The 22,162-nt window shown below is 36.7% G+C and carries 14 protein-coding genes; 4 read left to right on the top strand and 10 right to left on the bottom strand.

Features of this window, described 5'->3' with window-relative positions; translation table 11 throughout:
* Window positions 1–253: 253 nt before the first annotated feature.
* From G600_RS0109625 to ftsH, 4 genes are all read right to left on the bottom strand, one after another.
* Window positions 254–1,069, bottom strand: coding sequence for a TrmH family RNA methyltransferase (locus G600_RS0109625; protein WP_027431748.1), 816 nt, complete (start codon window positions 1,067–1,069; stop codon window positions 254–256).
* Window positions 1,070–1,262: 193 nt separating this feature from the next.
* A complete protein-coding gene (pfkA, locus tag G600_RS0109620; RefSeq protein ID WP_027431747.1) occupies window positions 1,263–2,237 on the bottom strand; it encodes a 6-phosphofructokinase in 975 nt (324 codons plus the stop codon).
* Between the two features lie 195 nt (window positions 2,238–2,432).
* Complete coding sequence (locus G600_RS0109615) at window positions 2,433–5,969, bottom strand: DNA polymerase III subunit alpha (protein ID WP_027431746.1); 3,537 nt, start codon at window positions 5,967–5,969, stop codon at window positions 2,433–2,435.
* Window positions 5,970–6,177: 208 nt separating this feature from the next.
* Window positions 6,178–8,325: an ATP-dependent zinc metalloprotease FtsH gene (gene ftsH, locus G600_RS14345; protein WP_081669467.1), complete on the bottom strand. Its 2,148-nt coding sequence runs from the start codon at window positions 8,323–8,325 to the stop codon at window positions 6,178–6,180.
* Between the two features lie 603 nt (window positions 8,326–8,928).
* On the opposite strand from ftsH, the gene G600_RS0109605 reads away from it, so the two are divergent.
* The 4 genes from G600_RS0109605 to G600_RS0109590 all read left to right on the top strand — a co-directional run bounded on the left by G600_RS0109605 (window position 8,929) and on the right by G600_RS0109590 (window position 14,592).
* On the top strand, window positions 8,929–10,539 hold the full coding sequence (locus G600_RS0109605) for a CTP synthase (protein ID WP_027431745.1): 1,611 nt from the start codon (window positions 8,929–8,931) through the stop codon (window positions 10,537–10,539).
* A gap of 215 nt (window positions 10,540–10,754) precedes the next feature.
* On the top strand, window positions 10,755–11,729 hold the full coding sequence (locus G600_RS0109600; RefSeq protein ID WP_027431744.1) for a TAXI family TRAP transporter solute-binding subunit: 975 nt from the start codon (window positions 10,755–10,757) through the stop codon (window positions 11,727–11,729).
* Between the two features lie 16 nt (window positions 11,730–11,745).
* A complete protein-coding gene (locus G600_RS0109595; protein WP_027431743.1) occupies window positions 11,746–13,710 on the top strand; it encodes a TRAP transporter permease in 1,965 nt (654 codons plus the stop codon).
* Between the two features lie 264 nt (window positions 13,711–13,974).
* Window positions 13,975–14,592, top strand: a complete 618-nt coding sequence (locus tag G600_RS0109590; protein WP_027431742.1) for a cytidylate kinase-like family protein — start codon at window positions 13,975–13,977, stop codon at window positions 14,590–14,592.
* A gap of 233 nt (window positions 14,593–14,825) precedes the next feature.
* Here G600_RS0109590 and G600_RS0109585 read toward each other — a convergent pair whose 3' ends face one another.
* From G600_RS0109585 to G600_RS0109560, 6 genes are read right to left on the bottom strand one after another with little or no spacing between them, the layout of a single operon-like run.
* Entirely contained in the window at window positions 14,826–15,611 is a 786-nt protein-coding gene (locus tag G600_RS0109585) for a 4'-phosphopantetheinyl transferase family protein (RefSeq protein WP_027431741.1), read from the bottom strand.
* Window positions 15,612–15,627: 16 nt separating this feature from the next.
* Window positions 15,628–16,674 (bottom strand): ABC transporter permease, encoded by a 1,047-nt coding sequence (locus G600_RS0109580; protein ID WP_027431740.1) that lies wholly within the window; start codon window positions 16,672–16,674, stop codon window positions 15,628–15,630.
* A gap of 2 nt (window positions 16,675–16,676) precedes the next feature.
* Window positions 16,677–17,927: an ABC transporter permease gene (locus tag G600_RS0109575; RefSeq protein ID WP_027431739.1), complete on the bottom strand. Its 1,251-nt coding sequence runs from the start codon at window positions 17,925–17,927 to the stop codon at window positions 16,677–16,679.
* Window positions 17,924–18,604 carry an ABC transporter ATP-binding protein gene (locus G600_RS0109570; protein WP_027431738.1) on the bottom strand — a complete coding sequence of 227 codons (681 nt, stop codon included), beginning with the start codon at window positions 18,602–18,604 and terminating at the stop codon, window positions 17,924–17,926. Before G600_RS0109570 ends, G600_RS0109575 begins: the two co-directional genes overlap by 4 nt.
* Window positions 18,605–18,619: 15 nt before the next feature.
* Complete coding sequence (locus G600_RS0109565) at window positions 18,620–20,383, bottom strand: ABC transporter ATP-binding protein (RefSeq protein WP_027431737.1); 1,764 nt, start codon at window positions 20,381–20,383, stop codon at window positions 18,620–18,622.
* Complete coding sequence (locus tag G600_RS0109560) at window positions 20,383–22,143, bottom strand: ABC transporter ATP-binding protein (RefSeq protein WP_027431736.1); 1,761 nt, start codon at window positions 22,141–22,143, stop codon at window positions 20,383–20,385. The genes G600_RS0109565 and G600_RS0109560 overlap by 1 nt, the downstream gene beginning before the upstream one ends.
* Window positions 22,144–22,162 lie beyond the last annotated feature (19 nt).

Genomic DNA, 22,162 nt, shown 5'->3' with positions numbered 1-22,162 from the left:
AGTATTTCCCTTTCCGGCGTTTTTTACACCTTAGCAAAAATGTTACATAATTGTTACATTTTGTTACGGGATATGTTACCAAAATTACATTATTTTGTCAAATATGTTACAAGTTCAGTAAAAAAGCGGCTTTGCGCCATATTGGAATTTTTTAGTTTCCAAAATGGGACACAAAACCGCTATACTTTTGGTTGACAATTTATTTTTTAACCAATTATTTTTCATGATATTTTATAATTAGCAATTTAAATTTTTATAATCTTTGTCTTAATGCTTCATAGCTAAGAATTGTTGTAGCAATCGCTGCATTTAATGACTCAACTTCACCTTCCATTGGAATCTTTATAAGGGAACTTGCTAAGGCACTAGCCTTATCTGTAAGTCCGTTACCCTCATTGCCAATTAAAAAAGCTGTAGGCTTTGTAAAATCTGGGCCTGTGTAAACATTTTCCCCCTTAAGATGAGCTGCATAGGTATTGATACCTAAATCCCTTAGCTTTGAAATTGTTTCATAAAAATCTTCCACATAAACAAAAGGCACACGATAAAGGGAACCCATTGTGGATCTAATAGTCTTTGGATTGTAGACATCCACGGTGTTAGAGCTCATTATTACACCGGTTGCACCTGCTCCTTCTGCCATTCTAATTATGGTTCCAAGATTTCCTGGGTCCTGTAAATTTTCAAGACAAATAAGAAGAGGTGCTTTAATTTTATTATCACTTAAATCTTTATTAGTATTCTTTACTGATACTATATCTTCCAAGCTCTTATTTTCCATAGCTACTACTGCCATTATGCCCTGAGGTGTCTGAGTGTCTGACATCTTGCAAAATACGGTATTATCTACGATTTCTAGCTTATCATTGTTTATTAAATCTAGAATTAACTTTTCATTATCCTTATAATAATTCTCTGAGATATATACTTTTACTATTCTTTCCTTTGGAGCTTCTTTCACCATTCGAATTCCTTCTACAACAAATTCTTTAGAGGATTTTCTCTCCTTTGCCTTCTTATTTAAATTGATAATATGTTTAACTTGATTATTACTTGTACTTGTAATCATAGGAACCTCCTATTTTTTTAATACTTCTTACACAAAACGCAGTTTTTTTGCCCATTATCAGTACCTAATGGGGGCAAATTATACGAAAAATTTTACTGCGTTTAAAAAAACGGTGCCGCATTGCGACACCGTCTAGTATAACATCTTAATAGAGTTTCTTCTATATTATATATGTTTTTCTTATTAGCTAAAATTATCTTGAAAGTAAGTTACTTACATCAAATTCATATTCGTTGATGTCCTTCTTCATAGCTAATGCTTCATCGATATCATAATCAATAAATGCACCGTTCTTATAAGCTACTAATCTGTTAGACTTTCCTTCGTTAAGAAGATCAACAGCATATGAACCCATGATTGAAGCATACATTCTATCCTTACATGTTGGAGAACCACCACGCTGCATGTAACCAAGGATTGTTGCTCTTGTTTCAATACCTGTTGCAGCTTCAATTCTTCTTGCCATACCAGTTGAATGACCGATACCTTCAGCATTAATAATTAAGTGATGCTTCTTACCCTTCTTACGACCTTCGATGATGTGGTTAATAATAGCCTGCTCATCACAGTCATATCTTTCTGGAAGTAAGATATCTTCAGCACCGTTGGCAATACCACACCAAAGTGCGATATAACCTGCGTTACGTCCCATAACTTCGATAATAGAACAACGCTCATGTGATGTAGATGTATCACGAATCTTATCGATAGCTTCCATAGCTGTGTTAACAGCTGTATCGAAACCGATTGTATATTCTGTACATGCAATATCAAGATCGATTGTACCTGGAACACCGATTGTGTTAATTCCATGTGCTGCAAGCTTTTGAGCACCTCTAAAAGAACCGTCACCACCAATGACAACCATGCCATCAATGCCAGCCTTTCTACAGTTCTCAACAGCCTTCTGAACACCTTCTTCTGTCATGAATTCTAGACATCTAGCTGTGTAGAGGATTGTACCACCCTTCTGAATAATATCAGAAACGCTGTGTTTATCCATGTCTACAATTTCATTATTAATAAGACCATTATAGCCTTTTTCTATACCCTTAACCTTAAGCCCCTTGTTGATAGCAGTTCTTACAACCGCTCTAATAGCAGCGTTCATTCCTGGAGCATCGCCACCACTTGTTAATACACCAATTGTCTTAATTTCCTTTGCCATATAACACCCTTTCCAATGGTTAAAAAAATATCAATCTCTATTTATAACTAACGCTACACCCTATAAAATTTAATTTTTATAATTATTAGTTATCAACAAAATCTAACCATTTCACGTCCATTACCCTTATATGTTAACACATTAACAAAGATTTGTGTATATATTTTAATACATTTTTCTCAAAAGTTAATAATCTTAAGTGGTCTCAACATTCTTAGGTCCGTACTGCTTTCTAAGGTCTTTTATGAGCTCAGAATCTACGCCTATTTTAAGGTTATTGTCTAGGCTAAGCTTCTTTTTTTCTGCACTACAGTAGATAATTACTGAATCTTTTCCAGGCTTATTTCTTAATTTATTAACGAGAGCATCTTTAACCCCTTCGTATTCATTAAGGTCAGCAAAACGAATCCATAGCTTTCTTGGTACGCTATCAAAGCTAATTACCTTTTCACAAATAAGCTTTCCGTTCTCGTCTACATTTGCCTGAACCTTACCTGTAATAAAGACTTTGTCTGAATTCTCAATAACTGCTCTATTGTTTGCAAAATCTCTTGGGAATACTACAACTTCCACAGTTCCTACTAAATCCTCGATTGTAAGGAAGGCCATTAGCTGACCATTCTTAGTAGTCTTGATATTTCTATTAACAATCATGCCACCAATAGTCTGTCTTGTACCATCAGTAACCTTTGTTTCTCCGCTTTCCTCATCAAGCTCGAAATCAAGAGTTCTTGCAGAAATGTGCTTTTTCCACATACCTTCGTATTCTTCAAGAGGATGTCCACTAACATATACACCAAGGACTTCCTTTTCAAACTCTAGAGCTAGCTCCTTATTAAAATCTGCCACCTTAGGCATTGGAATCTCATAACCTGTCTTATCTTCATCAGATACCATATCAAAAAGTGACATCTGACCTGACATAGCATCCTTACTTTGCTTTGTAGCAGAATCAAGCATCTTATCATAAACTGTTAACATAGAATTTCTATTGTCATAAAATTCATCAAAAGCTCCGGCCTTGATGAAATTTTCCACAGCTCTCTTATTAAGATCTGTACACATTCTTGTAATGAAATCCTGCATACTCTTAAATTCACCTGATGCCTGTCTATCTCTTAAAATCGCCATAATAGTAGGACGACCAAGATTTTTAATAGCAGAAAGACCGAAACGAATAGAGCCATTTTCAACACTAAAGCCCATATCCGACTTATTAACACTTGGTGCTAAAATATCGATACCCATCTGACGTGAAGCATAGATATACTCTGCAACCTTATCAGTTCTATCAATTACTGATGTCATTAAGGCAGCCATGAATTCAACAGGATAGTAAGTCTTTAAGTAAGCTGTCTGGAAGGAAACCACTGCGTAACAAGCAGCATGGGACTTATTAAAGGCATACTTAGCAAAATCAATCATCTCATCATAGATTTTTCCTGCAACTTCTTCGCTAATTCCATTCTTAATACAGCCCTTAACCCCTTCTTCTTCGTTACCATAGATGAAGTTCTTACGCTCCTGCTCCATTACGTAGGCCTTCTTTTTAGACATGGCACGACGTACTAAATCTGAACGACCCCAAGAGTAACCAGCAAGGTCTCGAACAATTTGCATAACCTGTTCCTGATAAACGATACAGCCATAAGTTGGCTTAAGAATTGCCTCTAGCTGAGGACAGTCATAGACTACCTTATCAGGATTATTCTTGCCCTCAATATACTGAGGTATAAAGTCCATAGGACCTGGTCTATAAAGGGAAATTCCCGCAATTAAATCTTCAATATTCTGAGGTTTTAATTCCTTCATGAAGGACTTCATACCTGCAGATTCAAGCTGGAAAATACCGTCACACTTTCCAGTTCCAATGGCCTCAAAGACGCCCTTGTCGCTATAATCGATTTTATCTATATCAAAATCTGGATTCTTTTCTCTAACTAAATCAGCCGCATCCTTAATAACTGTTAAAGTTCTAAGGCCTAAGAAGTCCATTTTCAAAAGGCCAAGCTCTTCAAGAGTAGTCATTACAAACTGGGCAACTACTGCTCCATCAGAACCTACTGATAGCGGAACGTACTCCTCAACTGGCTTTCCACTAATAAGTACACCAGCAGCATGCATTGAAGCGTGACGAGGCAAGCCCTCTAACTTCTTAGATTTGTCGATTAGTTCTTTTACCGTTGCGTCTGTCTCATACATTTGCCTTAAATCAGGGTTACCCTTAATGGCCTTATCGATTGTGATACCAATCTCTCTTGGCACCATCTTAGCAATATTGTCCACCATGGCATATGGCAAATCCATAACACGACCAACGTCTTTAATAACCGCACGGGCAGCCATTGTACCGAAAGTTACAATCTGGCTAACACAGTCTTTACCGTACTTTTCAACTACATAATCAATAACGTCCTGTCTATGCTCATAGCAAAAATCTACGTCGATATCGGGCATGGAAACTCGCTCTGGGTTTAGGAAACGCTCAAAGATAAGGCTGTAGTGAATTGGGTCCAAATCTGTGATTCCCATACAATATGAAACAATACTACCTGCGGCAGAACCTCTACCAGGGCCTACCGGAATATTGTGAGTTTTAGCATAATTTATGTAATCCCAAACAATAAGGAAGTAGTCAACATAACCCATTGAGTAGATGACAGAAAGCTCATAAGCTAATCTTTGGAAAATGTTATTCGTATCCTCAGCTACCTTAATCACTACGTCCTTTCTATCCTCAACCGCTTCCTCTTCTGCCTTTTTAACGAAATCCTCCACGGATAAATCCTTGCACTGTTCAGGATATCTCTTCTTTAAACCTGAATAGCAAAGATAATTAAGGTATGTCCAGGAAGTATAGCCTTCTGGCACATCAAAATGTGGCAACTTAGTTACGCCAAATTCAATATCTACGTTACAACGCATGGCAATCTTGTGAGTATTAGTTAAGGCCTCAGGCGCATATTTGAATAAATCAGCCATCTCTTCCTTAGTCTTTAAATAATACTGACCGCCTTCATAGCGCATTCTATCCTCATCAGCTACCTTCTTACCTGTCTGAATACATAGTAAAATGTCATGAGCCTCGGCATCTTCTGCCTTAATATAGTGTGTATCATTAGTACAAACTAGCTCAATACCCGTCTCTTTAGACATACGAAGTAACTGTGGATTAACTAACTGCTGCTCAGCTATTCCATGATCTTGTAGCTCTAAAAAGAAGTTTCCCTTGCCAAATATATCTTCATATTCTAGGGCAACATCCTTAGCCTGATCATACATTCCTCTTTTAAGATACTTTGGAATCTCTCCTGCAAGACAAGCAGAGAGTGCAATAATTCCCTTGCTATATTGTCTAAGTAATTCCTTATCAACTCTTGGCTTATAATAGAAACCTTCTGTGAAGCCTCTTGAGACAATCTTCATAAGGTTATTGTAACCTTCGTTAGTTTCTGCAAGTAAAACTAAGTGATTGTACTTATCTTCGCTAGTTCCCTGACCTTTATCAAATCTTGAGCCCGGTGCTACATAAACCTCACAACCAAGTACCGGTTTAATGTCAGCTTCCTTACAAGCTTTATAAAAATCTATAACGCCATACATAACGCCATGATCTGTTATAGCTAAACTGTCCATTCCAAGTTCCTTAGCTCTTGCCACTAATTCTTTTATCTTACAAGAGCCATCAAGTAATGAATATTCAGTATGAACATGTAAATGTGTGAAATCCATAAATATAAAACCCTTCTTAATGTCTAATAATCTATATTTGCTTGCGCATCCTCGCAAAGCGCTTTAACCCTAGGCAGAGCCTAATCTCTGACTGTGTTATTAATCAAATCATAGGACTTTCTTCTTATTATAAAGAAATAGGCCTATGTAAAAATACATAAGCCTATTATAAATCAAATATTAAAATTTATCCACGAAATAAAAACATTTATTCGGCTGTTTCATCATGAGAATCATCTGTTGAAGTTTCTTTAGAGATTTCCTCAGAAGTTTCCTCTGCCTTAGTTTCTGTCTTTACTTCTTCGTTAACATTTTCATCAGTTTTAGCATCCTGCCAGATTTCAGTCTCGCTTGGGCCACTAATTGTTGATGAGTATGTTCCATCTTCATTAAATGTTACAGACTCTGCAACCTTCTCAGATATTGTAAAATCCGATGTATCTACAGGTTCTGGAATGCCTTTAGCCTTTCTAAAGATTCTCATAAATTCCTTACCTGTAATTGTTTCATGATCATAGAGGTAATGAGCTAACTCATCCATTACATCTCTGTTATCACGAATAATCTGCTTTGCCTCTTCGTAAGCTGCCATAATCATCTTACGAACCTCTTCATCAACCTCAGCCTCTGTACTTGGAGCACAGTTCATACTTGAACGACCATTTAAGTACTGATCTTCAACAGTTGATAAAGCCACAAGACCAAATCTATCTGACATACCGTACTGAGTAATCATAACCTTAGCAAGATTTGTTGCCTTCTTAATATCATCAGAAGCGCCGTTAGTTACTGAACCGATTACGATTTCTTCAGCAGCACGACCACCTACTAATGAAACAAGGTCTGTCATCATCTCTTCCTTAGTCTCTAAGTGCTTCTCTTCCTCAGGGAAGTTAAGAACGTAACCAAGAGAACCGTTAGTGTGAGGAATGATTGTAATCTTCTGAACTGGATCTGAATTATTCTTAATAGCACGAATAATTGCATGTCCAATTTCATGGTAGGCAACAACTCTCTTTTCCTTCTTAGTAAGGACTCTTTCCTTCTTTTCCTTACCAGCAACTACCACATCGAAAGCCTTCATTAAGTCAGCCTGTGTAACCACGCTTCGGCCTTCCTTAACAGCTCCGATAGCAGCTTCATTTACCATGTTAGCAAGGTCTGAACCAACTAAACCGCTAGTTGCAAGTGCTAATTCTTCAAAATCTACTGAATCATCCATAAGGACATCCTTTGAATGGACCTTAAGAGTCTCAACTCTACCCTTCTTATCAGGTCTATCAACAGTAATTCTTCTATCAAGACGACCCGGTCTAAGTAAGGCCTTATCAAGAACTTCTGGTCTATTAGTAGCAGCTAGAATAAAGATACCCTTTGAGGAATCGAAACCATCCATCTCTGAAAGTAACTGGTTAAGTGTCTGCTCACGCTCATCGTTACCGCTTCCGTATCTTGAATCTCTACTCTTACCAATAGCATCGATCTCGTCGATGAAAATGATACAAGGTGCCTGCTTTGTTGCTTCCTTAAATAAGTCACGTACTCGAGATGCACCAACACCTACGAACATTTCAACGAAATCCGAACCTGCAAGTGAGAAGAATGGAACATTAGCCTCACCAGCAACAGCCTTAGCAAGTAATGTCTTACCAGTTCCCGGAGGGCCTACTAAAAGTGCACCCTTTGGTAACTTAGCACCGATCTTAACGTATTTATCAGGGTTGTGAAGGAAGTCTACGATTTCTGTTAAAGACTCCTTAGCCTCATCCTGACCAGCTACATTCTTAAATGTAACTCCAGTCTTTTTCTGGACATAAACCTTGGCGTTACTCTTTCCAACGCCCATTCCCATGCCCATGCCACCGCTCTTAGAAATTCTTCTATATACGAAGGCAAATACCACGTAAATTAAAAGAATTGGCAATACATAGGCTAATAAAAATTCAACAATAGCTGAATTCGAATCTGGAATATAGCCTGTAAAACTAATATCCTTTCTCTTTAATAATGAAACAAGAGAATCATCTCCAACATAACCTGTGTAATAAGTATATTCCATACCAGTTAAGTTTGATTCTTCCGTTGCATCATCTGTTGGATAGATGAGAATTCTGTCATTCTCTAGTGATACCGACTCAACCTTTCCTTCATCTATCATTTCAAGGAACTGATTATAAGTTATTTCCTTATAAGTAGCGTTCTGGAATAATGAATTAAGTAATGTTATTGCAACAAATGTAACAATAGCCGCAATTATTACGAACACTATGAGACTAGTATTCTTGGGCTTTTTGTTGTTATCACGCTTATTGCGATCATCGCGGTCATCACGATTGTTATCGTAATTATTCTCCATTTATATTCTCCTTAATATTAATATTGTTATTCAAATTCACAAATTGCGAAAAGCTTGCTAAAACACAAGTTTTATCGCGCTAACATAATTAATTATAAAGAAGGATATTTCATAAATCAATAAAAATCAAATTGATTTTCTTAAACTTATATAAAGGATTTATAGCTTTTAGAATTATTTCTATTTTTTTGAAAATGTATTTTCCTCCCACCTTATTGTAAAACGGACATTCGGAATCCGCTTCGCTACTTCCTCATGAACGCAGTGGCACTTTGTGCCACCTGTCAGAAGGGGCTTTAACCCCTTCTGACACTAGTAAGCTTTATACCCCCACTTAAAGCTTACGCTTTTGAAGCGGGGGATTGCTTACACTGCGTTCAAATAATAATCTTAAGTCAATAATAAAAATAATTAGCTCTCTAAAAGTTTTCACTTTAGATTATTAGTTTCTGATATTTTTTAGTAAATCTTGTGGCATTTAAACTTTGATAGGGTTATAATACCAAAGTTAATTTTTATAATTTAGTCGCATAGCGTGTCATTTTTCCAAAGAAGGTACTAATGGCACGCTTGCGACTTTTGTTTTTTGAATCGGAGGTTAAAATGGCAGTTAAGTATGTATTTGTAACAGGTGGTGTTGTTTCCGGATTAGGAAAAGGTATAACAGCCGCTTCTTTAGGAAGACTTCTTAAAGCGCGTGGTTATAAAGTAACTATGCAGAAGTTCGATCCTTATATTAATATTGATCCAGGAACTATGAATCCTATACAGCATGGAGAGGTTTTCGTTACTGACGATGGAGCTGAAACTGACCTTGACCTTGGTCATTATGAAAGATTTATAGATGAGAGTTTAACAAAGAACTCTAACGTTACAACAGGTAAGGTTTACTGGTCTGTACTTCAAAAGGAACGTCGTGGTGATTTTGGTGGAGGTACAGTACAGGTAATTCCTCATATCACTAATGAAATTAAGAGCCGTTTCTTTAGAGACTACTCAAGCGATGAAACAAAGATTGCAATTATCGAAGTCGGTGGTACTGTAGGTGATATTGAGTCTCAGCCATTCCTTGAGGCTATCAGACAGTTCCAGCACGAAGTTGGTAAAGAGAATGCAATTCTTATCCACGTAACACTTATTCCTTATCTTAAAGCTTCAGGTGAAATGAAGACAAAGCCAACTCAGGCATCAGTTAAGGAATTACAGGGTATGGGAATCATGCCAGATATCTTAGTTTGTAGAACTGAGCATCCACTTGAACCAGGTCTTAAGGACAAGATTGCATTATTCTGTAACGTACCTAAGTCACACGTTTTACAGAACCTAGATGTAGATATTCTCTATGATGCACCACTTGCTATGGAAGATGAACATTTAGCAGAAGTTGCTTGTGAATGTTTAAATCTCCCATGTCCAGAACCAGATCTTACAGAATGGAAGCAGATGTGCTATAACGCAAAGCATCCAACAAAGAATGTTAAGGTTGCATTAGTTGGTAAATATATTTCCCTTCACGATGCTTACATTTCAGTAGTTGAAGCTCTTAAGCACGGTGGAATTACAAACCTTGCTGAAGTTGATATTAAGTGGGTGGATTCTGAAACTGTTAATAATGATAATGTTGCTGAGCTTCTCGGCGATGTTTCAGGTATCTTAGTTCCAGGTGGTTTCGGTAACAGAGGTATCGAAGGTAAGATTACAGCAATTAAGTTTGCTAGAGAGAACAAGATTCCATTCCTTGGTTTATGCCTTGGTATGCAGTTATCAATCGTTGAATTTGCAAGAGACGTACTTGGTTACGAAGATGCTCATTCAGTGGAATTAGATCCTAACACAACACATCCAGTAATTCACCTTATGCCAGATCAGGAAGGCATTGATGATATTGGTGGTACACTTAGACTTGGTTCTTACCCATGTGTACTTAACAAGGATTCCCTTGCTTATAAGTTATATGGCGAAGAAACAATTCATGAGCGTCACAGACATAGATATGAAGTTAACAACGACTTCCGTAAGGTTTTATCTGAAAATGGTATGCTCCTTTCAGGTATCTCACCAGACGGTAGAATCGTAGAAATGGTTGAAATCCCAACTCACCCATGGTTTGTTGCAACACAGGCTCATCCAGAACTTAAGTCTCGTCCAAACAGACCACATCCATTATTCAAGGGATTTATTGAGGCAGCTGTTAACTATCAGGAGAATAAGTAATTACAATATTAATTACATTTTCAAAGGGCTAAGGCCTAATATATAACAAACTTTAAGGACATGGTGACTACTATATTTCCTTTTAATATTACTAGCCAGCGAGCTTTTAAATATTAAAGGATTTGTAGTAAGTCGGCCCTGTCCTTTATTTATATCCTAAAATATGGTATAAAAAAGACATAGACTACATACAACAGAAAGGAAATGAGAAAGACATGCGAACTTTTAAAAAAATATGTGCATGCCTTGTCTGCATGTGCTTATTTCTTGGCACAATGACAGGATGCTCACAAGCATCCCAAAGAATGATGTTTGGTACAGGTGGAACATCCGGTACTTACTATTCTTATGGTGGAATAATTGCACAGTATATGAAAAACTACGCCGATGTTAAGGCAGTAGCAGTTTCAACTGGAGGATCTAAAGTTAATATTCAAAGTATTCACGACGGGGACTTCCAATTAGCTTTTACACAGTCCGACGTTATGACATATGCTTGGGAGGGAACTAGAGCTTTTGAAAATGATGGCGCTACCACAGATTTCAGAGTCCTAGCTTCACTTTATTCAGAAACAGTTCAGATTATTACAATGGATGACTCAATTACAAGTGTTGAGGATTTAAAGGGTAAGAGAGTTTCTATTGGACAAGCAGGTTCAGGCGTTTACTTTAACGCTATAGATATTCTTAGTGCTGCCGGCATTGATATCGACGACATTAAGCCACAGTATCAGTCCTTTGAAGATTCAAAGGAGGCCTTAAAGGATGGCCGAATTGATGCTGCCTTTATTGTATCAGGTACACCAACAACAGCTATTACAGAGCTTGCAACAACTAATGGTGTTAACTTAATTTCAATTGACGAAGAGTTACAGGAGAAGATCCTATCAGACTACTCTTATTACAAGGCTTATACAATTCCTGCTGGAACTTATCCAGATCAGGATGAAGATATTCAAACTGTAGCAGTTGAGGCAACCTTAATTGTTTCAGCAGATGTGGATGAAGAAACTGTCTATAATCTAACAGCAGCCATCTTTGACCATGTTGAGGAAATTAAGCTAGAAAACTCTAAGGGTGGGGAACTTACTCTAGAGTCTGCAACAGATATTACTACTGTTCCTTATCATGCAGGAGCTGCAAAGTATTTTGCTGAAAAAGGTTACACAGTTAATACAGATGAAAACTAAAAAGGAGGATTAAATATTGAGCGAAAACTTAAATAAGATAAACTCCACTCCGGAGGTTTCTGAGGAAACAATAAACTCTGTTATGAAAAAATACGACAGAGAAAGTAACACTCGTATTTGGGAAGGAAAGCCAAAAATCGCCATTACACTGGTGCTTGTGGCATTTTCTCTTTGGTGTATTTATGTAACACTTTTTGCAACCTTCCTTGAAGAAATACGACTTACTTCTTTTATGGGACTGATTATCCTAATGGGATTTTTAATTTATCCTGCAAAGAAGGGTGAACAAACACCAAACCACATTCCATTTTACGATATAGTTTTTATGGTATTAGGTACTGCATCTTATATGTATTTTGCCTTAAATGCTAATACAATCGTAAATTTAGGGACTAAATTTGAATGGTATCAAATCATTATTGGTATCGTGGCTATTGCAGCCTTAATCGAAGTTACAAGACGATGCGTTGGTATTCCAATTCTTATTGTAGCTGGATTCTTTGTAATTTATGCCCTTACAGTAGGACTTACAAATCCAGAGTTTTTAGGACGTTTAAAGTACTTAGTTAGAAACCTCTTCTATACTAAGGAAGGAATTTTCTCAACACCTGTTAATGTTTGCTCGAAATTCATTGTAGTATTCATTATCTTTGGTGCCTTCCTTGAAAAGACAGGTATCTCAGAGTTCTTTATTAAACTTGCTAACAGTATCGCTGGTAGATTTGCCGGTGGTCCAGCTAAGGTAGCCGTTATCTCTTCTGCACTTTGCGGAATGGTTTCTGGTTCATCTGTTGGTAACACTGTTACAACAGGTTCTGTTACAATTCCTATGATGAAGGAAACTGGCTATAAGCCTGAATTTGCTGCGGCTGTTGAGGCTGCTTCATCAACAGGTGGTCAGATTATGCCTCCTATCATGGGTGCTGCCGCTTTCCTTATGGCAGATTTCGTTGGCGTACCTTACTCAAGCATCATTGGAAGAGCTATTCTTCCTGCTGCACTTTACTTCCTTGGAATTTTCATTTCAGTACACCTTGAAGCTAAAAAGCTCAGACTTACTGGAATCCCTAAGGAAGAACTTCCTAAGATGAGTAAGCTTATTAAGAAAATTTATCTCCTCCTTCCACTTGTAATGCTTGTGGTTTGGGTTTCAGGAAATTATATGACAATGCAGAGAGCTGCAACATTTGCAATTCTCCTCTCTATCTTTGTTAGTTTATTTGATAAGGAAAATCGAATTACACCTAAGAAGATTTTACAGGCCCTTGAACAAGGCGGTAAGAGCGCAATTACTGTTGGTGCCGCTTGTGGTGTTGCCGGAATTATCTCAGGTGCTATTACAATGACAGGTCTTGCAAATGACCTTATTAACGCCATTGTTGGTGTTGCTGGTAACCACTTAATCATCGCATTAGTGCTTACAATGATTTGTTGTATCATCCTTGGTATGGGTGTTCCAACAACAGCTAACTACTGTATCATGGCTGCTACAACAGCTCCAATCCTTGTTAGAATGGGCGTTCCAACAATGGCCGCTCACTTCTTTGTATTCTACTTTGGTATTGTTGCTGATATTACTCCACCAGTTGCCCTTGCGGCCTATGCCGGTTCAGCAATTGCCAAGAGTAACCCAATGAAGACCGCCTTCCAGGCCTCAAAGCTTGCCATTGCAGCCTTCATCGTACCATATATGTTCTGTTACAATCCAGCAATGCTTCTTATTGATACAAATCCGTTATCGATCGCATTTATCTGTGTAACATCAGTGCTTGGTGTATTTGGTTTAGCTGCGGCTCTTGAGGGCTACTGCTTCACAGACATGAACATAGTTGTAAGACTAATCATTGCCGTAGGTGGACTTATGCTTATTCATCCAGCAACTGTAACAGATCTACTTGGTCTCTTATTATTACTTGCTGGCCTAGTTTACCTATATATTAATAGCAAGCGTAATCCTAGAGATTTAGCTTCAAGTAATTAGTAATTAGTTATTATTTAATTTGAAATCATTTTTGAACGCAGTGTAAGCAATCCCCCGCTTCAAAAGCGTAAGCTTTAAGCGGGGGGTATAAAGCTTACTAGTGTCAGAAGGGGTTAAAGCCCCTTCTGACAGGTGGCACAAAGTGCCACTGCGTTCATGAGGAAGTAGCGAAGCGGATTCCGAATGTCCGCTTTACAATGTACTTAAAAAGTGGCAGTCCACAAGGGCCGCCACTAACAAATCACATTTACCAGGAGGGGTTTTATGGAAAATTTAAAATATCCAGTAATCACTATCAGTAGAGAATACGCAGCCTATGGCCGTACAGTTGCAAAGCGCCTAGCTGACACTCTAGACATTCCTTTTTATGACAAGGATTTCGTAAAAGAAACTGCTAAAAGAAGTGGTTATTCTGAAGATGATATTAGAAGAGAAGGCGAGGCTATGAGCCGTGCTACTCGCTTTATGAACAGCCTTATGAACAACGCCATGGTTTATACAAGTTCTTATGATGGAATCTTCCATGCACAAAAGGAAGTTATTATTAACCTTTCAAAAAAGCCTTGTATCATCGTTGGTCGTTGCGCCGGCTACGTTTTAAAGCAAGCTGGAATTCCATGTTTTAATGTTTTCCTATACGCCGATAAAGAAGTTCGTACAAAGCGTACAGGTGAGCTTGAAGAAAATTTCGGCCTCAATCCTAAGAAGGCCCGTGAAAGACACGACATTTTAAGAGAAACATATTATAAGCAGTACACTCATCAGGAAATGGGTGACTACCACAATTACGACATCTGCTTAAATACTGGTGTTATTGGACCAGAAAGATGCGCAGATATCATTGCGGATATAGTTAAGAAACATATTGATGAGCTGGATTAGTGGGATGCTTTTGGAATGTATTGTAAAACGGTCATTGCGTTTTACTATTAACTTCTCAAAGACACGCTCCCGCTAAGCTAAGCTTGTAGTGGTACTAGCAAAAATCCAGAACTTTGATAATCTCTGTCTTCGACAGCGGATTATCTTGTTCTGGATTTTTTAAGTGCCAACAAGCTTAGAATTGTCTTTTCGAAGTTATAGTAAAACTCCATTAAGCCACAAAAAAACAGTGACTAGGCCTCCCTAATCACTGCTATTTTGTATCCGTAATATTCTTGCTCTTCAATTAACACGTCTTGCTTTTCGCCATTAAAGATACATTCTACCTGGTCTGTGTCATGCAAGAATTCTACATTAAGAATTGTTCTTGCAATGCCATCCCCACGCATCTTTGAAAAAGCTTCCTTCATAGTCCAGATATTAAAGAATCTATCTGACTTTCTAAGTTCATTTCCATAAACCCATTGAGCTTCTTTTTTTGAATAAAATTTATCTATCATTCTGTCACTGAAATTTCTGTTGCCATCAATGTCAATGCCAATAGGCTTTCTAGCCATAACCACAACTACAATGTTAGCTGTGTGGGAAATGTTAAAGTAAAGGTCTGTTCTTTCTTTAAACACTGGCTTTCCCTGACCAAGCTCTTCAATTTCAAAATCATAAGCTGGATCATAAGCATCAAACAATTCATCTGAGGAAATCTCAGTTATTGAAGATTCAAGGAAGGCTGTATTTGCCTGAAAGATAGCCCCCAAGCCGGCAGACGCTTTTAAAGCATTAGTAGCTTCAAAGTCCGCAGCAGCTACCGAAGAACTATCAATACCGAAATCCTCATCACTTCCTGCATTCAAATAATCTTTAGTGGCATAATTTAGCAAGAGCCCTGCAGTTATGCTTGTTAGTCTTGCTAGTTCTACGTGTAATTTGTCTGTTTTTTTCTTTCGATAGTTTGTAAGTTTTGCATAGGCCATGTCGCTGTAATCTGCGATTGTATCGGCCTTAGCTAAATATATTTTCATTAAAACACCTCGTTATCTATATAAACCAGCTTGGCAAAAGGATTGCGCTGATATATTTTGCCGCATCAATATAAAGAGAAATATTGATAAATACTGGACAGAAGATAAAGCAGGCAACAATTAAAACAAAAGTAATTGCTATGTAATTCTCGATTCTTCTAAAAATCATTCCAAGAATCCAGGCGTAAGCTGTTACAAGGAACACATAGGCAATACCTAATAAAACCGTCTTTGGACTTATCTTGCTACCCGCAATAAGCAAGGCAATGCTTGAAGAAATCCAAAAAAGAAAAGCGCCAATAAAGGCATATACTGGTCTTGCAAGTATCTTATATCTCTTTGATAAAGTTACATAGCTTCCCTTTGCCTCATCTTCTAAAAACCAAGCTACCCCAAACAAGCCTCCTGCAAATATTAATATATAAAGTATGGCTCTTAACGGAAATTTTCCTGTTGTTTGAGTCATTTCACTTCTAGAAGTATCATCGCTATCAAGCACAGTAAAGTCTATATGAAAAGTTACATCGCTTGATAAGTATTTTTCATATCTAGATTTAGCGTTGACTATGGCCTTATCTAATTTTTCTGAAAATATCTTATTATTAGATATAAAGTCCACTAATACATCATCTGCGAAGTTCTTAAATAACTGGGAAAATACAATCTCGTTAGTCATTGAACTTACATAATTAGATTCATTTATAACAAACTCAATAATTCCGTTATAGTTATCCTCCATTATCTTATCAGAAATATTTTCTCCAAATACATAACCACACTCAGCCTTTTTGTTTACTATATCTTCAAGCAAATCCTCTCTTGAATCAACTAAATAAAAATCCACTGGATAATCTCCAGAAATTAACGCTTCCACTGTATTTGTAGCCATTTCATCTTCATCTGATAGACATAGTCCTATTTGAATCGTGTCCGATTTATTCAAAGCAGGAATACTTTTTGCAATCAAAGTAACTAAAGGAATAGCAATCAAAAGTCCAACAATAAAGGGATTTTTAATCTGCTTCTTTAGCATTAAATATATCCAAAATAAAACCCTTTTCATAACTACTCCCTTCTCACCCTTAATTTAAGCACCAAACTTGCAAGTGATGTTAAAACTACAGCAATCAATACATTTTCAAAAAGCAAGATTGGATTAATATTAGTTGTCATTATCTGTCCTATTAGTCTGAAGAAATAGTAGGTTGGTAAGAAGTTTCCTATTATCCTTACGGCATTAGGTAGAAGTGAGCTAGGAATTATACAGCCAGACATATACATGCAGACTATTCCTATTATAAAAAGCCCTATAACCTTATAAATTGTGTTATCTATTAATATAAATATAAAAAATATAAAGCTAAGAATTGCATAATTAATCACAAAAAGTCCTATTAAGGAAGTGATTAAATCTAGAGGCGAACTAAGCTCGTAGTAATTAAATATTGCTGGGAAACGTAGTCCAACTATTCCTAGGAAAATGCATACCAGCCAGAAAAATCCTGTGTAAACCAAGCATATTCCCATTATTCTTGAAAAGCTTATGTAGCCTTCTTTAATTCCTGCAATTCTTAACACCCTAGTTAGGCTGTTGTTATTTACCACAAAAAGTTTCTCGCAAACTATACCGCTAAATAGCAATAAAAGCATGAAACCAGTGGCTATATAAAACTGTGTAGTTGAGAGGCCTTCTGTCTTTGAAACATCTGTCACACTAAAGTAGATGCTTCTATCAAGGCCATAACTAAAGTAGATTTCGCTAAGTTTATTTTCTAATTCTGTCTGCTTATCCTTCTGACCACTAAAAAGAGCATTTAGGACATCATCCATAGAATAAACTCCAGCCTCAGCTGTACTTACAACGCTTGTACCGGCATTTATCATCTCCTGATAAATATAAGAAGAATTATTAACACCAACACTTGGGAAGATCATTTCAATTGTCTTATTCTGACCGTTCATAATACTTCTTATAAGTCCCTTAGGAATAAGCACAACAACATCCACAGTTCCATCCTTAAGGCCTGTTAGGGCACTTTCTTCATCCATTTCCACCAAACTGCAGACTTCCGAAACGCTTTCTTCATCTGCAATTAAAGACATAGCCTGCCTTATGTATTTTGAATTATCATTATCGTCATATACTATTGCCACCTTTAAAAGAGAGGAGTCATCTGAATTTGATGAATAAGCAGATATTCCATAGGCTGCTGCCCCAATGATTATAGCTAAGATTAGCGACACCAAAATTATTTTAGGGACCCAAGTAAAACTACTAATAATCTGTAGTCTTAAATACTCTAATTTCTTTTTCATCGCGCTAGTCCCCTCATAATTTCATTGTGACTTCCAACTTCTACTTCCTTTAAAACGCCATCATTTAAAAGATACATTTTCGTTGCAAGATTAATCTCGTAATCCTCATGGCTAGCTAAAATCACTGTTCCGCCAACTGCCATATATCTTTCAATGTATTCCTTAATTTCCTGCTTGCAGACAATATCAAGAGAAGCCCCTGGCTCATCAAGAATAAGAATTGGTGGATTCTTTGCAAGAGCCGCACAGATACTAAGACGTTTCTTCATACCTCCTGATAACTGCTCCACCTTCTTATCAAGAAATTTTGTAACACCAAATATGGCAGGTGCACCTGACTTTAGGTCCTCCTCCATATTTCTGTTAGTTCCAACATACCAAAACTTTAGATTATCTCTAACACTTAGTCCTTCAAGTAGTGGATTTTCCTGAGGGATGTATCCAATCATCTTATCAAAACTTTTGCTATTTGAAATCGCATTAACTCCGTCAATAGTTATCTTTCCTGAACTAGCTTTATTACTTCCTGCAAGTATAGATAAAAGTGTTGTCTTACCGCAGCCGTTTGCGCCAATAATAACGGCACATTCACCCTTATTTACCTCAATATTTATATCCTTTAAAATGTAATTCTTGCCATAACGCTTAGTCACATTTTCTACCTGAATAAATGCCATAAATTTACCTCTTTATTACTCTTCCTCTTCATCTGAAGCCTTAATAAACTGACTGTCGTAAAGCTTCTTATAGAAACCATTAGCCTTTAATAGCTCTTCATGATTTCCCTGTTCTAATATATTTCCGTCTTTCATAACTAAGATTACGTCTGCATTTTTAATTGTTGAAAGTCTGTGGGCTACGATAAAGCTTGTCTTTCCATTCATTAGTTTTGCAAATGCATCTTGGATCTTTAATTCTGTTCTTGTATCAATTGAAGATGTAGCCTCATCTAAGATAAGCATTGGTGGGTTAGCAAGCATGATTCTTGTAATACATAAAAGCTGCTTCTGACCTGCTGAAAGACTTCCGCCATCTTCACCAATCTCAGTATCAAGGCCCTTTGGTAACTTCTTAATAAAGCCCCAAGAATATGCTTCCTTACAAGCTGTAATAATCTCTTCTTCGCTAGCATCTTCCTTAGCCATAACAATATTATCTCTAATTGTGCCTGACTTAAGCCATGTCTCCTGTAATACCATACCAAAACCATGTCTTAAAGACTCTCTTGTAATATCTCTTAAATCATGGCCACTAATCTTTATGCTTCCTTCATTAACATCATAAAAACGCATAAGTAAGTTAATTAATGTAGTCTTACCACAACCTGTTGGACCAACGATTGCAATTCTCTGGCCTGGCTTAACATCTAAATTAAAGTCTGTAATTAACTGTGTGTCTTCTGTATATGAGAAGTATACATTTTCCAAATCAACCTTACCAGAAATTTCTGAAAGCTCTAACTTGCCCTCATCTGAAATCTCTGATTCTTCTTCAATAAGTTCGAAAATTCTTGCTGCACAAGCAATTGAATTCTGTAATTCAGTTATAACTCCAGAAATCTCGTTAAATGGCTTAGTATACTGGTTTGCATAACTTAAAAATGAAACAAGTTCACCAACTGAAATACCACCATTAATTGCTAAAATACCACCACTTACAGCTACTACTGCATAAACTAAAGAGTTTACAAATCTAGTAGAAGGATTTGTTAAACTTGAAAAGAATACAGCCTTTAATGAATAATCTGCAAGTCGTTCATTAATTTCATCAAATTCTTTAAGATACTTCTGCTCACTATTAAAAGACTTAATAATCTTTACGCCGTTAATAGATTCATCAATAAGCGCTGTCTGCTCGCCTCTAGTCTCTGACTGTCTCTTAAAGCTGTTAAAGGTCTTCTTTGCAATAAACCAAGCAATAAGAAGTGAAAGTGGTGTAAGTAAGAATACAAGCAATGTTATTCTAAAGTCAATAAAAAACATAAAACCAAGAGTACCAATAATTGTTAGCACACCTGTAAAGAACTGTGTAAAGCCCATAAGTAAGCCGTCTGCAAATGTATCTACATCGGCAATTACTCTACTTACGATATCACCATAAGAATTACCGTCAATGTACTTTAGAGGGAGAGTTTCAATCTTATCAAAAGCCTCATCTCTAATGTCCTTTGTTACACCAAAGGTAATCTTGTTGTTACACATATTCATAATCCACTGAGATAAAAATACCCCAAAGATAAATATTCCAATCTGTCCTAAAACCTTTGCAATACCTGTAAAATCCACTTCTCCAGGACCTACAATTAAATCAATAGCTCTACCAATTAAAATTGGCACATAAAGCTGACAAACTACTGTTACAATAGCCATAACAAGACTTGTTGCTAAAGCTAGCTTATAATTTTTTACTCTATCTAAAATCTTAAAAATTACTGTTTTCTTATTATTGTTTTTCATTAGTGTGCACCTCCTACAACTTTAGCCTGTGAGCTAAATTGAGAATCGTAGATTTCCTTATAAATTTCGCAGTTTTCAAGTAACTCTTCATGAGTTCCCTCGCCTACCATCTTACCGTCATCAAGTACAATAATCTTTGTACAATTAAGTAAGGAAGCGGCTCTCTGTGAAATAATAACAGTTGTTACATCTTTTAAGTCTCTTACGATTGCGTTTCGAAGTGCTGCATCTGTTGCATAATCAAGAGCTGAAGAACAGTCATCTAAAATAAGAATTTCTGGACTTGCTGAAAGTGCTCTTGCAATATTAAGTCTTTGCTTCTGACCACCTGAAAGATTCTTAGCCCCTTGATTTATCATGTAATCAAGATAGCCTTCCTTCTTTGATAAGAATTCCTTAGACTGAGAAACTTCCACTGCCCTTTCAAGAACTTCCTCTGGGATATCCTTTCTCCCCATTGTTAAGTTCTCTCTTACTGTTCCACTAAATAAAACAGCCTTCTGCATACAAACTGATACCTTCTTTACAAGCTCTTCTCTAGGAATATCCTTAACATCTACACCATCAATAAGTACGCTACCATTTGTTGCATCATAAAATCTAGAGATAAGATTTGCCACTGTAGTTTTACCTGAACCAGTACCACCAATGATTCCAATCATATCACCTTTCTTAGCAACAAGATTTATATTAGAAACTGAGTCCTCGCTGTTTCCCTTATAGCATAGGGATGCATTGCGAAGTTCTAACTTAGGCTGATTATTAGATACATTTTCATCAAGATCTAATTCCTGTCTCTTTTCTACAAAATCCATAGAAGATTCAATAGCTAATACACTTTCTACTCTACCTGCACAAGCAAGGGCCTTAGTAATAGTTACAATAAGGTTAGCAAGCTTAATTAACTCTACTAAAATCTGTGACATATAGTTATAAAGGGCAACTACCTGTCCCTGTGTCATGGAACCTGTGTTAACCTTGATAGCACCAAAGTAAATTAAGGCTACAATAGCAGCATTTACAACCACATAAGTCAAAGGATTCATAAGACCTGATATTCTACCAACTACTCTCTGAAGCTTATTGAGGTCTTCGTTTTCTGCCTTAAACTTTACATTTTCCTTAGCCTGCTTATTAAAGGCACGAATAACTCTAACACCTGTTAAGTTCTCTCTAGTAGTTAAAAGGACTTTATCTAACTTATTCTGAACATCGCGATACATAGGTCTTGTAATAAGCATAATTCCAAAAACAATAAATGCTAATACAGGAATTGTAACCACGAATACAAGAGCGATCTTTACATTAATTGTAAAGGCCATAATCATTGCACCAAATACAATAAATGGCGAACGAAGGAATAGTCTTAAAACTAAGTTAACACCATTTTGAATCTGATTAATATCAGAAGTTAATCTTGTAATCAATGTGGATGTTCCAACTTCATCATAATCTGTAAAAGATAATCCTAAGATATGCTCATACACGCTATATCTTAGTTTTGTTGCACATCCAATGGCTGCCTTCGCACTAAAATATTGAGCTGTTATTGAGCTTGCAAGTCCAATCATCGCAAGGAATACAAGCATTACACTACATTTTAAAATAAAAGCAATATCGTCGTTTGCAATACCCTTATCGATAATTGCAGAAACTACAATAGGAACAAAAAGTTCAAATACTGCTTCTAGCATTTTAAAAAGTGGTGCTAATACGCATTCTTTTTTGAATTTTTCCAAATACCTCATTATCATCTTCATACTAAAATTACCTTTCTTA

Origin of the sequence: Lachnospira multipara ATCC 19207, from assembly GCF_000424105.1 — a bacterium.
GTDB classification, from domain to species: domain Bacteria; phylum Bacillota; class Clostridia; order Lachnospirales; family Lachnospiraceae; genus Lachnospira; species Lachnospira multipara.
Note: the sequence above shows the minus strand (reverse complement) of the source record. Positions and strands in the feature narration are given on the sequence as shown.

Coding starts and splice junctions, on each gene's coding strand:
- G600_RS0109625 (WP_027431748.1), bottom strand. CDS start 1,069: ATGATTACAAGTACAAGTAATAATCAAGTTAAACATATTATCAATTTA.
- pfkA (WP_027431747.1), bottom strand. CDS start 2,237: ATGGCAAAGGAAATTAAGACAATTGGTGTATTAACAAGTGGTGGCGAT.
- G600_RS0109615 (WP_027431746.1), bottom strand. CDS start 5,969: ATGGATTTCACACATTTACATGTTCATACTGAATATTCATTACTTGAT.
- ftsH (WP_081669467.1), bottom strand. CDS start 8,325: ATGGAGAATAATTACGATAACAATCGTGATGACCGCGATGATCGCAAT.
- G600_RS0109605 (WP_027431745.1), top strand. CDS start 8,929: ATGGCAGTTAAGTATGTATTTGTAACAGGTGGTGTTGTTTCCGGATTA.
- G600_RS0109600 (WP_027431744.1), top strand. CDS start 10,755: ATGCGAACTTTTAAAAAAATATGTGCATGCCTTGTCTGCATGTGCTTA.
- G600_RS0109590 (WP_027431742.1), top strand. CDS start 13,975: ATGGAAAATTTAAAATATCCAGTAATCACTATCAGTAGAGAATACGCA.
- G600_RS0109585 (WP_027431741.1), bottom strand. CDS start 15,611: ATGAAAATATATTTAGCTAAGGCCGATACAATCGCAGATTACAGCGAC.
- G600_RS0109580 (WP_027431740.1), bottom strand. CDS start 16,674: ATGAAAAGGGTTTTATTTTGGATATATTTAATGCTAAAGAAGCAGATT.
- G600_RS0109575 (WP_027431739.1), bottom strand. CDS start 17,927: ATGAAAAAGAAATTAGAGTATTTAAGACTACAGATTATTAGTAGTTTT.
- G600_RS0109570 (WP_027431738.1), bottom strand. CDS start 18,604: ATGGCATTTATTCAGGTAGAAAATGTGACTAAGCGTTATGGCAAGAAT.
- G600_RS0109565 (WP_027431737.1), bottom strand. CDS start 20,383: ATGAAAAACAATAATAAGAAAACAGTAATTTTTAAGATTTTAGATAGA.
- G600_RS0109560 (WP_027431736.1), bottom strand. CDS start 22,143: ATGAAGATGATAATGAGGTATTTGGAAAAATTCAAAAAAGAATGCGTA.